This window comes from Coralliovum pocilloporae (assembly GCF_030845175.1).
GTDB classification, from domain to species: Bacteria; Pseudomonadota; Alphaproteobacteria; order Rhizobiales; family Cohaesibacteraceae; genus Coralliovum; species Coralliovum pocilloporae.
The window spans coordinates 2,059,274-2,073,146 of record NZ_CP132542.1 but is presented as its reverse complement, the minus strand read 5'-3'; the positions used below and the strand labels follow the sequence as shown (position 1 = coordinate 2,073,146).

The window sequence follows — 13,873 nt, the reverse complement described above, 5'->3', positions numbered from 1 at the left end:
GATGCGCTCCACAGTCCTGTGTTTCTGATCAGATCAGAAGCCATAACGTTGCCACAGAGCCCGTTCCTCAGCAACTGCGACCAGATCGCGCGCCATGGTGTCTGAGTTGGGCAGACCAGTCATCTGGCCAACCAGTCGACGGGCAAAGAACGGCTTTGATGCCTCAACCAGCTTCAGTTTGACATCCTTGCCGAATTTCTCTTTGAGGACGCTACGCATATCACCCAGGCGATCCACCAATCCCAACTGAAGACCGCTTTTGCCTGACCAGAACAGACCCGAAAACAGGTCCTCATCATCGGCCAGCACCTCACCGCGGCGCAGTTTGACCATCTCGATGAAGATCTCATGCACTTCAGACTGCAGCGCCTTGAGGTGTTCGATATCGCCTTCATTTTCCGGGCGGAACGGGTCCAGCACCGCCTTGCGGGTACCGGATGTGTAAACCCGGCGCTCAACCCCGAGCTTGGCGATTGCGTCTACAAAACCAAACCCTGCAGAGACCACGCCAATGGAACCCACAACAGAAGACGGATCCGCAATGATTTCATCACCGGCCAGGGCGATCATGTAACCGCCGGAAGCAGCCACATCCTCAACGAAGACAAAGACGTCTTTTTCCTTCTCTTCCGCCAGTTGACGAATACGCTCAAAAATCAGCCGTGACTGAACAGGAGACCCACCGGGAGAATTGATGCTGATGGCCACAGCCGGAGCCTGCTTGTGCGAGAACGCCTTTTCAAGCGGACCGGCAATGGTTGCCAGAGACAAGCCGGACTTCAGTGGAGAACCGCCAAGACCAATTGGGCCGGTCATGCGGATGACCGGGATCACCGGACTTGTTTTACGCCATTTCTTTGGCAGAAAACGGGAAAGCCAGTCACGCATTTATGAAATCTCCGGTCTTGCTTCATATAGATTGACGCATAAGTGGCGTATCTGGGCTGCGGTTTCAAGCCGCAGGTCAAATTCTCGTGGGGGTCTTGATTAATTTAGAAAAATCGAAATTATGCATATATGCGAATGTGCGCATATAGTTTGCCTGCGTACCCCTGTACCAAGATGGAGTTGGACGATGACCACCGAACTTACCATGCTGACCTGGACAGCTGCCCTGACCATGGTTCTCTGGGTTCCTTATATCCTGTCCTTTATCGGCAAGTATGGCCTGATGGATGCGCTGACCTACAAGGCTGATGACAAGCCAAACGCACCGTGGGCGGAACGTCTGAAAAGAGCACATTACAATGCAGTCGAGAACCTTGTGCCATTTGCCGCACTGGTTATCACCGCGCATCTTGCCGGTGTCAGCAATGATACGACCGCGCTGGCTGCCACCGTCTATTTCTGGGCCCGTCTGGCTCATGTGATTGCCTATGTGAGCGGCGTACCGTTCGGACGCACACTCAGCTTCGCCACGGGGTGGTTTGCCATGGCAGCCATTCTGCTCACACTGATCGGATAATCGCCACCCTCTACATCTCATTTTTAAAACCGGCGTCCCATCTTGTGTGTGACGCTGGTTCTTCGTGACTGGAACGCATTCAGTCAGCAGGTCGCCTGAGGGCAGATCCCGTCAACGACGGGTTCGCTGTCTGACCGGAACTGATCCACCACATTCTCATGGGAATGATCGGGCCCAAGTGACTGCCGTCCAACCTCCGCGCCATCAAGATAACGGACGACAGAATGCGTCCCATCCGCATGGGTAATGATGAAGGTTGAATGCGCCTCTCCATGGGCGATCATCGAGCATCTCTCGGTCATCGGTCACGCCTCGTGCCAGTAGGGCATTCATAATACGCGATTTAGCCCCCATGGCCAAAACACATGATCCGAGTTTCAGATCAAGCAGCTTGTTCCAGCTTACAAAACCCAAAAAATAAGGGGTGCTGATAGCCAGCACCCCTCAGAATTTCAACGATTAGTGTGAGCCCGAAAGAATCCTATTCAGGACGCTTCTTGATCGAGACGACCACCTTGTCGTCTTTCTCATCGACGGCAGGGTCCGGCATGAACTGATCGATCGAATCGTCATTTTCCCTAATGACCATCTGATAATTGGTGATCAGGGATTTCAGCTCACGGATCTGATCAAGAGATGTCTCGTATTTGATCTTCATGTTCTGCAGAGACTTGTTCTCTTCAATCATGTTCTGAATAGACTGATTGAGCTTGCTGTTCTGACTGCGCTCATGGTTGAGGTCAGTGAGGATGGAATTGTAACGCAGCCCCATTTCGCGGAGCTTGATATTGAGGTTTTCCATCTCGTGCTTGTCACCATCATGAGATGACTGAACTTTCTCGATCTGGTCTTCCATCTCGTGCAGGCGCAATGTCAGAGACCGGATACGGTTCTTGGATGATTTGGCTTCCGTATTGGATTCCTGAACAGACTGGGTCAGAACGCGACGCTGCGAATTGAGATTGTCGATCTCGGATTTCAGCGCATAAACTTCGTTGTCGTGCTTGCGGCGCTCTTCCTCAAGCGTATTCCTGTGATAGCTGAGTTCTTCTGTTGTCTCATCCAGCATGGACTTGTGCTCAATGGACTGGGCGCGCAGCTCAGCGATCTCTCGCTTCAGCGCTTCAACATTGCCGGAGAGCTGTGAGTTCTTTGAAATCTCTTCTTCCAGAAGAACTGTCTTTTCGGAGAGGGTCTTCTTGTTCTCAACACCGATCTTGGACTGGCTGTCCAGATCACCCTTCAACTGCTCCCGCTGCGCTTCAAGATCGGAATAGCGATCATTCAGCGTATCGAACTTGTCCTGCAGGGTTTCAAGTTGAGCCGTCTTTTTGGCAAGCTCCACCATATCGTTGTGGTAAGCCGCATCCAGTTTGTCATGGGCTTCCTTGATACGGATGATATCATCACGAGCGGTTTCAAGGGCTGTTCTGGTTTCCACACCACGCTGACGCAGGGACGCGCACATGGCTTCGCTCTCCTGCAGCTTCTGCTGCGTGAGATCCTTCTCATGCGCCAGATCCAGCTTTTCTGTGGTCAGCTTGGCATTTTCGCTCTTCAGTCGGATTTCCGTCTCAAGATTGACCTTGGCATCGCTCAGGAAGTTCGACAGGTGCCGAATGCTGCGGGTTGATTGCCCGGCAAGGCTTTCCATTTCCTGGAAGGAGTTTCCAAGCTCGGCTACCCTGATTTTGAGGGAATCAAGCTGGCGCTGCTTTTCCTGAAGTTTCAGGGCCAGAGGAGAGGTATCCTCATTCTGTGCTGCCATGGAAGATCGTTCGAGGGCGGCAGGCACAGGTGTTTCAATGGCTTCCGTTACCGTCTCCTTATCAGTCGCCTGTTCAGTTTTGACGCTCTTTTTACTCGAATGATCTTTAGAAAAAAGCTTAATCACGCGCCCCTCCTGATGTCACACGCCATAGCTGCCCCTGCGCATGACGACATAACCTAAGTGCCAAATGCCAATATTCCTTAACAAACTATTTATCAAAAACTGGAAAAAACACAACTAAATAAGGCGATTGGCACGACCTGGATTTCACAAGCATTGCGCTCAAATCCCCCCAAAATGGCCGGTATCAGAAGGTGGCTCAGAGAGTCTAAATCATTCTAATCTGAGTCCTTTTCAGGTGATTATTCCAAGTCTTTTTCAAGCCATTCCGCCGCAGATTTTTCACGTTCACTTTTTTTGATAAATCGTGGAAGAAGCGTCTTAAACATTGAAAACATGTCGTTTCACACTCAGTGATTCGCGCCAGGCTACGACTAAAAAGAGAGGCGGGCTCCGAACCGCATGATATCATCAGCACGTTTGACAAAGGTTTTATTCGCGCCCTCATGGAGCGTAAAGCCAGGTAACAGTGACAAGGGTGCCCGGCTTCCCTGAATGCCATGCACAATAATCCTGTAGGCCGGTTGCCCTGGTTCGGGATGAAGCGGCAGGACCCTGATGTCTCCCACCCGGCCAGACAAAGCGGAGACCAGATCCATAAGACCATCAGCCCGAAAAATCACCGTCACTGTCCCGCGGGGTTTGAGCAATGCACAAGCGGTCCGTATCCACGGCTCAATACCCTCATCCGTCAACACATGTGCGCGGGCGCGGGCTTCATTGGGAGACTGACGAACCTCTCCCGGTCTATAATAGGGTGGATTGAGGAGGACGTGATCCGCCATTTTCGGCACAAGGCCCGCGGCTTCCCGCGCGCCGCCGCGCTGGGTAACATCAGTTTCCAGCACCCGGGCTGATCGCAGATGCCGGCTGTTCTCAGACCTCTCAAGATTGCTCCGCGCCAGAAATGCTGCGTCTGCATCCCGCTCGACAAGTGTCAGATTCACCTGGCCGACCCGCGCCGCCACACACAAACCGGCAACCCCTACACCAGAGCCAAGGTCTACCACATCATCCCCCGGCTTTGCGGGAACAGCTGCAGCCAGAAGCACCGCATCAATCCCTGACCGGTGGGCGCCATTCCTGGGCTGCTCAATTGCAAGCCCGTCGCCAAGGAAGGCATCTATGGTGGTGTTGGACATGGCCTACGGCTTTTCTTCTGGTAGTTCGTGACCAATCTCGGCCTCTCTCAGGATGCGGCGCGCCTGTTGAAGATGATCGCTCTCAACCAGAATGCGGCGAGGGATAATTCCGAGTGACCCCTCAACGATGCTCATGTTCTGATCCGCCGTCAGATAGGGAATACCGGCATCTTTCAGCAGCGCTTCCACGAAGGAAATTACCACCATATCGTTGGTCTTGATCAGTTCATCCATGGATTATACGCGCTCACTGCCACACAAAGTGTTCTTCGGTTATCAAACTTCCCCGGCTTGCGAAAGACCCGAATACAAACGCGCGGCCCGGCACCAGAATTCAGATTTTTCCAGAGCAATGGACGCGGCAGCCTCAGATGCTGCCGCATGGGTGGGATAAAGACCAAAGCAGGTCGCCCCTGATCCGGACATACGGGCCAGAAGACATTCATCTGATCCGGTCAGCATATCCAGTGCATGACTGATGATCGGATGCAGACGCCGGGCTGGTTCTTCAAGGTCATTCCGCGTGGTCAGAAGCCAGTCGGCAAAGCCTTCAGCCGTTTCAGGAAAAGACTCCGGCAGAACAAGCGGCGGATTATTCCTGACAGCAAGCGCCTTGAAAACAGGCGGCGTTGAGACAGGGATACCTGGATTGACCAGCACAAGAGCCAGATCCGGAACATCAGGCACATCTGACAGCTGATCACCGACCCCCAGGGCTCTTAGTGGCCGAGAGCGAACACACATAGGCAAATCCGCGCCCAGACGGTCGACTAGCTGGCAAAGGTCCTTTTCTGAATATTTGAGTCCCCACAAGGTGTTGGCAGCACGCACCATGGCAGCGGCATCAGCAGAACCACCGCCTATACCGGATGCAACGGGCAGGTTCTTTTCAAGCGTCACAGCCAGGGGCATAGCGCTGCCCTCAACGCGCCCAGCGATTGCCTGCAGCGCTTTCAGGACCAGATTGTCACCTGTTACAGGCAGGCCAATCGAGAAAGGCCCCACTATGGAGAAGTCCGGGTGCTCCGCTTGTCGGACATGAAGACTGTCACCCACATCCGCGAACACGACAAGGCTGTCGAGCAGGTGATATCCATCTGCCCGCTGGCCCGTAACATGCAGTGCCAGATTGATTTTGGCTGGCGCGAATTCCGTGATCTGCATCCGCTGAAATTCCTGGGATCAGATCAGTTCGATGCGGTGTCGTCTTTCCCGGCCTTTGCCTCTTCAAGCTCCACCTTGTCCAGACCATGCTCGATTTTCTTCAGAACCCGTTCGAGAACTTCCGGCTCATCCGGTTTCAGATCCCGCGCATGTTGCCACTGGAACATCGCTTCACGCTTGCGCCCCACCTTCCAGTAAACATCGCCCAGATGGTCATTGATAATCGGGTCCGCCGGTTTCAGTGCAACAGCACGTTCCATATGCGGGACGGCCTCTTCAAAGCGCTCAAGCTTGTAATAGACCCAGCCAAGACTGTCGACGATGTACCCGTCTTGCGGCCGCTGTTCGACGGCCTTTTTGATCATATCCAGTGCTTCATCGTAATTCTCACCACGATCAACCCAGGAATAACCAAGATAGTTCAACACAAGGGGCTGGTCGGGAGACAGGTCCAGCGCTTTCCGGAAATCCGCTTCCGCCTTCGGCCAGTCCTTGGAACGTTCATAGGCGATGCCGCGTGTGTAGTAGATGGACCAGTGCCCTGGCTGCAGCTGCGGAATAGTGCTGATACCCTTGCTATAGACCAGCGCGGCGTCTTCATAGCGCTCCTTGGACCGCAGAAGATTACCCAGTGTATTGATGGCAGACAGATTGCTCTTCTCGGTCTTTATCAATTCCTCAAGCAGCCCGATGGCATCATCGGTTTTCTCAAGACGTTCAAGATTGAGTGCTGTCTGAATGACCGAGACAGGCTGCAGGACAGACTCGTTATCAAGCTGGGCATAAAGAGCATTCGCCTTGTCATATTGCTTCACGGCCTCAAGCTGATCCGCCATGGACATGATAGCCAGCTCATGCTCCTCATCCAGATGAAGCGCCAGACGCAGCATGACGGAGCCTGCCTCCGCGCCCCCTTCCCGCGCCAGCAGAGTTCCGATGCCGTAGAGCCCCTCGGCGGCACCGGACTGGGCAGACGATACAGTGGGCTTGAGTGACCGCCCTTTTTCCAGCTCCCCAACAAGATAGCCGAGAATGCGGTTGCCCGGAGCCTGCCTGTAAAGCGGGCGCAAATGATCCAGTGCGGCCTTGTCATCACCAAGGCGGGAGAGAATACGGGCATAGGTCGCAGCCATCGGCACGGAGCGGCTGTCAATTTCCAGCGCCTTTTCCATCTCCTTGCGGGCTTCCTCATTCCGCCCCACATGATGGAGCATCAGCGCGTTGTGATAGCTGCGGAACAGGTCGTACCAGCCGGGGCCTTCCAGCTGACCCAATGTTTCGATGGCGAGATCTGTTTTCTTCTCTCCGTGCAAGCTCCATGCATTGAGAATGCCTGAAACCAGCCGCGTGACCTGATCCCCCTGATCGCCTTCAGAGAAATATTTCTGCGCCTGTTTGTAAGCCCGCTTCCGCAAAGCTACCACGCCCAGAGTGGACCGCGGGAACCAGCCGGTATTTTCCCGCTTCATCAGCTCCTTCGCCAGCTTGGCGGCATCCGGTATTTCACCATTGGTCAGCAGGGAGATAAAAGCCGAATGGGTTAGTTCAGGTGTCTCCGGGTCAAGGGAGATCACATCACGGAAATATCGTGATGCCCGTTCGGCATCCTGCGCCCGATTGGCGACAATCGCGGCCAGATAGCGGCCCGACAGATTAGGCAGCCCGATATCGTCCTCTTCCGCAGCCGCATGAGCGCTGATCGGCTGCATCCCGAAATTGGCACCCAACATCAGGGTGGCTGCACATAGAGCCAATGCAGTTTTCCGGCGCATGGAACGGGTTGCCTGTCGAAGTGTCATGAAGCCTGCCTGTCGATATCGAAACGGGTGCGGTTAACACCAATGGATTTCAAACTTGCCCCGGGCGTGTATCAAACAGGCCCGCGTTGACATCCCTTGGTATCGGTCGCTGGTCATCTAGGCACAGAATGGGGCGATTTGCAGGTCAAAGGCAAGGGCTTGTTGGGATTGTGATAGGTCGGTGAACGGAAATCGTTGACTGCAGTCAGACTTGTGTAATGCTCACCCCCTCTCACATTACGTCCAACCGGAGAGTCCATCGCTTTATGGATCAGTCTGCTTCGCCTGTCATCGTGCTCAGCCTTCAGGGTGTGCGCAAGGGAATGATTGCCTTTATTCCCGTTTGTCTTTTTATCTTGCCGTTCGGGCTGGCATTTGGAGCAACAGCAGTTGAAGTGGGCATGTCTGCGGATCATGCACTGCTGATGAGTGCTCTGCATTTTTCCGGCGCTGCACAATTTGCGGCCCTTGATCTGTGGCATCAGCCATTGCCGCTTGTCACTCTGGTCCTGACGATCTTTGCGGCCAATGCCCGCCATATTCTGATGGGGGCAGCACTGGCTCCATGGCTGAACCGGCTTCCGTTGTGGGAACGCTGGCTTGCAATGTGCTTTACCAGCGATCCGAATTTCGGCGACACCATGGTTCGGCTCAGAACAGAACCGCTTGATGCAGGCCGCCTGCTTGGAAACGGCATAACCATGTGGATTGCCTGGGTTGCAGGCAGCGGAATTGGAGCCTATGCGGGCCAGGCCCTGGGGGATCTCAGCGTCTTTGGTCTGGATGTGGTGATCCTGGCGCTATTTTCCGGACTTCTGGTCAAACAATGGGAGGGAAAACCGGACGTTCTGCCAGCTCTTGCTGCAGCCGTTACAGCCATCGCGGGCCTCTACTGGCTACCACCTGGCTGGAACATTGTGGTCGCGGCCCTTGCAGGCGGGTTGATCGGCGGGCTGATGACAAGCAATGACGGGTCGGAGCATTCCGATGTCCGCTGATACATTTGCAGTTCTCGTTATCCTCATTACGGCATTTGTGACGCTCTTCACCCGTCTTGTGGGAACGGAACTGATGCATTTTGTTCCCCTGACCCCGCGCCTGCGCGCCGCTCTCAGATCCATGGCCGTTTCCGTTCTCGTCGCCATTGTGGCCAGCAATCTGGCAGCCGGAGGTCTCAGAGAAATATCAGCCGTAGCGCTTGCGGTGCTGGTTACCCTGTTGAGTGGCAACCACATCCTGGCGATTGCTGCAGCCGTGGTTCTGGGCGCGAGCTGGACCAGCCTCCTCGGATAACGGCCTCCCCTTTGCGCGGAAACGCACTCATCCCCATATGAAAGTTAGTGAGACTGCGAGAGGGGGAAGGTCATGTCAGCCGAACTGCTTCAAACCATGCTCGGATGGAGTCTTGTGCTGAATCTCAGCTTGCTGGTTCTATCCAGTCTGACCCTGGTGTTTTGTGGCGACTGGGCAGCACGCCTTCACAGCCGCCAGTTTGGTCTTGACCGGGACACACTAAAACGCAGCTACTTTGCCTATCTTGCGCATTACAAGATCGGCATTCTGCTTCTGAACCTCTCACCCTATCTGGCTTTGAGGATCGCACTTTAGGGACTGAAGCGAGTTGTTATCGCCAAACCGGTTCCCACTTTGGCGCAACGCGCTTTAGGAAACCCGACTGATGCAGAAATCAACCGCTTGCAACAGGGCTGCGCGGTGTGGAGTATCCGGGAAGGTTGCCAGCGCATCACGGGCAATAGCACCATAATGACGGGCACGCTCAACCGTGTCTGACAGCGCATTATGCGCCTGCATCAACTCCATGGCGTGTTCCAGATCACCCTCTTCAACCTCGCCACGCTGCAGGGTCCGCTCAAAGAACGCCCGGTCTTCGTCATTGCCACGCCTGTAAGTCAGGACAACCGGCAGAGTGATCTTGCCTTCGCGGAAGTCATCACCGGTATTCTTACCGAGCTGGCTGGCGGAGCCGCCATAATCAAGCGCGTCATCAATCAGCTGGAAGGCCAGACCAAGATTGGTACCATAAGACTTGAATGCTCCGCGTTCGGCCCGGCCCTTACCGGCAACAATTGGCCCGACTTCCGCTGCAGCGGTAAACAGGGCAGCCGTCTTGGCACGAATGACATTCAGATATTCATCTTCCGTTGTGGTCAGATTCTTGGCCGCCTCAAGCTGCCAGACCTCGCCTTCCGCAATAACAGCAGCCGCATCTGAGAGGATATCAAGCGCATCGAGCGACCCGACCTCAACCATCAGCTTGAATGCCTGACCAAGCAGGAAGTCGCCCACAAGAACCGCACGCTCGTTACCATAGACAAGGCGGGCCGCAGGCTTGCCGCGTCGCATGTCGCTTTCATCGACCACATCATCATGCAGCAGAGTAGCCGTATGCATCAGCTCAACGGCAGCAGCCAGTTTTATGTGACCATCGCCTTCATAGCCACACATCTGGGCTGCGGTGATTGTCATCATCGGCCTGAGGCGCTTGCCGCCTAGTGAAATCAAGTGGTTAGCCAGATCGGGGATCAGTTCAACATGGGAGCGGACACGCTCATCCAGAATGGCTATGACATCCTGCATGTCGGCATGGACAAGATCGAGCAGCGGCTGAATGGTGCTAAGCTGCTTTTTTTTATCTTCCAAAGAGACGACAACGCCCACCTTTGGCTCCTTTATCGTTTGCGCTCGCCCATCCGGCTCGAGTCAGAATGAGAAACTTGGCGCGCCCGTAGCATATTTGCAAGAGCTTGTCCCGATTTTGCCACGGTTACCGCCGGTTTATCGACCGCTTTGCGACAATTCGCCCTGTTTTCAACCCAATATACGAAAAGGCCCGCCGGAGCGGACCAATTCTTATTCCCTGTATGGTCGGATTTAACCAGGTTGATAGGCGATTCTCTCGCCCGTTTCTCGCCATTGCACCACCGCAGCAGCAACGACCGCATAAACCACATGCCCCACAAGAGCGACCCAGGTGATGTTGCCAAAGTTGAGGAATGGCGGGTTTCCGGCCACGAGATGCGCCATGAAATAGAGAGCGAACACCCAGAGCGCTACACCATAAAGCGTTGATGAAACCAACCAGTGCAGACTTGGCATGACCCGCTGCGCCAGAGGCCGGGCAATCAGCATCCAGCCGAGCGGATAGGCGACCAGGCCAGCCATATAATGCATAAGATGAGCCGCCGGAGCATAGCCTTCTCCCGTCAGCGTCTTGATCACGCTGTTGGCAAGCGGAACCGGAGCCAGTCGGGCCTGCCCCAAAAGAGGGCTGAGACTCTGGCCGAAAAGATCAAAGGCAACAAGGGCAGATGCACCAGCCAGAAGCATGGTCATGGCTGTGTTGGCATTCAGCGGCGGAAGATTTTCAATAAGCGCTTTCATCGGTGCTGCTCCGTTCTCCTGAACTTGATTGTGCACCGGATGTGTGGCGTGGAGAGACAAAGTGCAACCGTGAACACGCGGTTATGACGCGCGTTTGAGCTTACGTGAACGTAAGCATGTGAGAAATGGCCTTAAACCCCTGCCAAAGCACCAGAAATCAGCCAAAGCGCTTCAATCAGCAGAATAATAAACGTCAAAAGCGCCCCGTAAAAACGGGCTCTGAGCCGCCATTTCCCATAATCGGTCGCACTGAGACCCACAGCATGCAGAATACGTGCTCCCAGCAGGGTCAGCCCCAGAGCATGTAATGCCCATTCAGGTGTAGAGCGGTTCTCAAGCAGGACTAGCATCAGCAGTGCCATCGGCACATATTCGATGAAATTGCCGAACACCCGTATCCGGGTGGTCAGTTCACTGTCTCCACCGGTGCCCAATCCGATTTTTTCCGACCGTCGGCGCAGAGGCACCCGGAACGCAATCACAACCATGAACAGACCGAGCAATCCCACATAGAGGCCGGAGATTTCAAACTGCATGGCACAAGCCCCCGTTGACCTAGAGCATTTTGTGTGAAAAAAAGTCACTCAAAATGCTCTATCTCTTTGTTTTCAAGCATATTCTTATCCGAAAACCGCACACACTTTTCGGGAATATGCTCCAGTTGTCCTGTATATGGACACACTTTCTGCAGGGATGACAGGTAAAAAGAAACAGGCCCCGAAGCGATCAGCTCCGAGGCCTGTTCCAATTTTTCAGAGAACCTTGCTCCAGCCCTTACATATTCGGGTAGTTCGGTCCGCCTGCACCTTCCGGCACCGTCCAGTTGATGTTCTGGTTCGGGTCCTTGATGTCACAGGTTTTGCAGTGGACGCAGTTCTGATTGTTGATGACGAACTTGTCGGCACCGGTCTCATCATCCTTCCGCCACTCATAAACCCCAGCCGGACAATAACGGTTGGATGGGCCGGCAAAGACCTTCAGCTCGGATGACATCTGCAGCGCATCATCTTTCAGCTTCAGATGGATCGGCTGGTCTTCCTCATGATTGGTATTGGACAGGAAGACAGAGGACAGGCGGTCAAAGGTCAGCTTGCCGTCCGGCTTCGGATATTCGATCTTCTTGCACTGATCGGCAGGCTTCAGATAGGCATGGTCCGGCTTGCCATGGCTCAGGGTGCCGAACAGTGAGAAGCCAAATGTGTTGGTCCACATGTCGAGACCACCAAGCGCAACACCGCCAATGGTCCCAAGCTTGGACCAGAGCGGCTTGACGTTGCGGACCTTCTTCAGGTCCTTGCCGATATCGGTGTCGCGCCATTCCGCTTCATAAGCGGCCAGCTCATCATTGGTGCGGCCATCGGCAAGCGCTTCCACCACTTTCTCAGCAGCCAGCATGCCAGACAGCATGGCGTTGTGCGAGCCCTTGATACGCGGAACGTTGACGAGACCGGCAGAACAGCCGAGCAGCGCGCCACCCGGGAAGGACAGTTTCGGCACGGACTGATAGCCACCTTCGGTGATCGCACGAGCACCATAGGCAAGGCGTTTGCCGCCTTCAAACACATCGCGGATTTCCGGATGGGTCTTGAAGCGCTGCAGCTCCTCGAACGGTGACAGCCACGGATTGGAATAGTTGAGGTGGACCACAAAGCCGACAACCACCTGATTGTCTTCCAGATGATAGAGGAAGGAGCCACCACCGGTTTTCAGGTCCAGCGGCCAGCCGAAGGAGTGCTGCACGCGGCCCAGCTTGTGCTTGGACGGGTCAACTTCCCACAATTCCTTGATGCCGATGCCGAACTTCGCAGGCTCCCTGCCCTCATCCAGCTTGTAATTGGCAATCAGCTGCTTGGCGATAGAACCACGGACGCCTTCACCGATCAGCACATATTTGCCGAGCAGCGCCATGCCACGCATGTAGGTGTCTTTCACCTCGCCGTCTTTGCCGACGCCCATGTCGCCGGTGGCTACGCCGATGACTTCGCCGTTTTCGCCATAGAGCACTTCAGCGGCGGCAAAACCCGGATAGATTTCAACGCCCAGAGCCTCAGCCTTTTCAGCCATCCAGCGACAGACATTGCCCAGAGAGACAATATAGTTGCCGTGGTTGTTCATCAGCGGCGGCATCGCAAAGTTTGGCAGGCGGATGGAGCCGGCCGGACCCATGAAGGTGAAGATATCTTCCTTCACTTCCGTCTTCAGCGGCGTGTCTTCCTCGCGCCATTCCGGCAGCAGGCGATCAAGTGCTATCGGATCGACAACAGCGCCGGACAGGATATGCGCCCCGACTTCGGAGCCTTTTTCCAGAACAACGACTGACAGGTCTTCACCCTTGTCATTGGCCAGTTGCTTGATACGGATAGCAGCAGCCAGGCCAGCAGGGCCTGCACCGACAATCACCACATCGAATTCCATGCTTTCGCGTTCAGGAAGCTCCATCGCGTCAGACATCTGTTTCTCCCACAGCGTGACGTCCCGACCGGTTCCGGTTAACCAGCATATGTCACGCTTTCAAAACCCGTTTATTGCCTATTTATTCTTCAGGCGGGCAATCTGTTCCGGCGGCAGTCGCCCATTTTCCTAGGGTCAAAACTCATTGCTCACATCCATTCTGCGATGGTCATTTTTTCGTCCGGCGCGGCGGAGGTCCGCAGGAAACCTTCTGGTTTTCAAGGGCCTCCAACAAAGCCGGGCGGTAAAATGACCCCGCCCTTTGGGTTTATCAGGGAAGCGCAGCCTGACCACAAACAACAGCTTGAATAGGATCCACCTGTCCTGCGCTTTTGTTTGTGTCCATTCTGCTCTTCCCTGATAAACAGAGTAGGCGTGAGCAATGAGTCTTGACCCTAAGCCAACAGGTTTCTTAAGGGATCAGAATGCCTCCGGCAATGCCAAGAGCGCGCGTCTCTTGTCCTTTTTCGCCATTTTGAGCAGATTTCATACAAATTATGGACCCAATTATGGACCATGCAGCCAGCTCATCAGCATCTTGTCGTAACGACATGTTTGT

The 13,873-nt window shown here is 54.5% G+C and carries 15 protein-coding genes; 4 read left to right on the top strand and 11 right to left on the bottom strand.

Features of this window, described 5'->3' with window-relative positions:
• Positions 1 to 33: 33 nt before the first annotated feature.
• A complete protein-coding gene (locus RA157_RS09625) occupies positions 34 to 888 on the bottom strand; it encodes a S49 family peptidase (protein WP_350332906.1) in 855 nt (284 codons plus the stop codon).
• Positions 889 to 1,075: 187 nt separating this feature from the next.
• Between RA157_RS09625 and RA157_RS09620 the strand changes: the two genes are divergently transcribed.
• Positions 1,076 to 1,465 carry an MAPEG family protein gene (locus RA157_RS09620; RefSeq protein WP_350332905.1) on the top strand — a complete coding sequence of 130 codons (390 nt, stop codon included), beginning with the start codon at positions 1,076 to 1,078 and terminating at the stop codon, positions 1,463 to 1,465.
• Between the two features lie 83 nt (positions 1,466 to 1,548).
• Here RA157_RS09620 and RA157_RS09615 read toward each other — a convergent pair whose 3' ends face one another.
• From RA157_RS09615 to RA157_RS09590, 6 genes are all read right to left on the bottom strand, one after another.
• Positions 1,549 to 1,767, bottom strand: coding sequence for a hypothetical protein (locus tag RA157_RS09615; RefSeq protein ID WP_350332904.1), 219 nt, complete (start codon positions 1,765 to 1,767; stop codon positions 1,549 to 1,551).
• A gap of 179 nt (positions 1,768 to 1,946) precedes the next feature.
• Positions 1,947 to 3,359, bottom strand: coding sequence for a coiled-coil domain-containing protein (locus tag RA157_RS09610; RefSeq protein WP_350332903.1), 1,413 nt, complete (start codon positions 3,357 to 3,359; stop codon positions 1,947 to 1,949).
• A 371-nt stretch (positions 3,360 to 3,730) separates the two neighbouring features.
• Entirely contained in the window at positions 3,731 to 4,498 is a 768-nt protein-coding gene (locus RA157_RS09605) for a tRNA1(Val) (adenine(37)-N6)-methyltransferase (RefSeq protein ID WP_350332902.1), read from the bottom strand.
• A 3-nt stretch (positions 4,499 to 4,501) separates the two neighbouring features.
• Complete coding sequence (locus RA157_RS09600) at positions 4,502 to 4,732, bottom strand: putative signal transducing protein (RefSeq protein ID WP_350332901.1); 231 nt, start codon at positions 4,730 to 4,732, stop codon at positions 4,502 to 4,504.
• Between the two features lie 42 nt (positions 4,733 to 4,774).
• Complete coding sequence (locus RA157_RS09595) at positions 4,775 to 5,662, bottom strand: 4-(cytidine 5'-diphospho)-2-C-methyl-D-erythritol kinase (RefSeq protein WP_350332900.1); 888 nt, start codon at positions 5,660 to 5,662, stop codon at positions 4,775 to 4,777.
• 23 nt (positions 5,663 to 5,685) lie between these two features.
• Entirely contained in the window at positions 5,686 to 7,461 is a 1,776-nt protein-coding gene (locus tag RA157_RS09590; RefSeq protein ID WP_350332899.1) for a tetratricopeptide repeat protein, read from the bottom strand.
• 266 nt (positions 7,462 to 7,727) lie between these two features.
• Here RA157_RS09590 and RA157_RS09585 point away from each other — a divergent pair, with 266 nt between their 5' ends.
• The 3 genes from RA157_RS09585 to RA157_RS09575 all read left to right on the top strand — a co-directional run bounded on the left by RA157_RS09585 (position 7,728) and on the right by RA157_RS09575 (position 9,069).
• Positions 7,728 to 8,459, top strand: a complete 732-nt coding sequence (locus tag RA157_RS09585) for an AzlC family ABC transporter permease (RefSeq protein ID WP_350332898.1) — start codon at positions 7,728 to 7,730, stop codon at positions 8,457 to 8,459.
• Entirely contained in the window at positions 8,449 to 8,754 is a 306-nt protein-coding gene (locus RA157_RS09580; RefSeq protein WP_350332897.1) for an AzlD family protein, read from the top strand. Before RA157_RS09585 ends, RA157_RS09580 begins: the two co-directional genes overlap by 11 nt.
• Before the next feature lie 72 nt (positions 8,755 to 8,826).
• Positions 8,827 to 9,069, top strand: a complete 243-nt coding sequence (locus RA157_RS09575; RefSeq protein ID WP_350332896.1) for a DUF6868 family protein — start codon at positions 8,827 to 8,829, stop codon at positions 9,067 to 9,069.
• A gap of 54 nt (positions 9,070 to 9,123) precedes the next feature.
• Here the strand turns inward: RA157_RS09575 and RA157_RS09570 are convergent, their stop codons facing one another.
• The 4 genes from RA157_RS09570 to RA157_RS09555 all read right to left on the bottom strand — a co-directional run bounded on the left by RA157_RS09570 (position 9,124) and on the right by RA157_RS09555 (position 13,314).
• A complete protein-coding gene (locus RA157_RS09570; protein ID WP_350332895.1) occupies positions 9,124 to 10,140 on the bottom strand; it encodes a polyprenyl synthetase family protein in 1,017 nt (338 codons plus the stop codon).
• A 213-nt stretch (positions 10,141 to 10,353) separates the two neighbouring features.
• The gene (locus RA157_RS09565; protein ID WP_350332894.1) at positions 10,354 to 10,863 is read right to left on the bottom strand and encodes a hypothetical protein; all 510 of its coding nucleotides are present in this window, start codon (positions 10,861 to 10,863) and stop codon (positions 10,354 to 10,356) included.
• Positions 10,864 to 10,994: 131 nt separating this feature from the next.
• The gene (locus tag RA157_RS09560) at positions 10,995 to 11,399 is read right to left on the bottom strand and encodes an MAPEG family protein (protein ID WP_350332893.1); all 405 of its coding nucleotides are present in this window, start codon (positions 11,397 to 11,399) and stop codon (positions 10,995 to 10,997) included.
• Positions 11,400 to 11,637: 238 nt separating this feature from the next.
• Positions 11,638 to 13,314, bottom strand: coding sequence for an electron transfer flavoprotein-ubiquinone oxidoreductase (locus RA157_RS09555; RefSeq protein WP_350332892.1), 1,677 nt, complete (start codon positions 13,312 to 13,314; stop codon positions 11,638 to 11,640).
• Between the last annotated feature and the right edge of the window lie 559 nt (positions 13,315 to 13,873).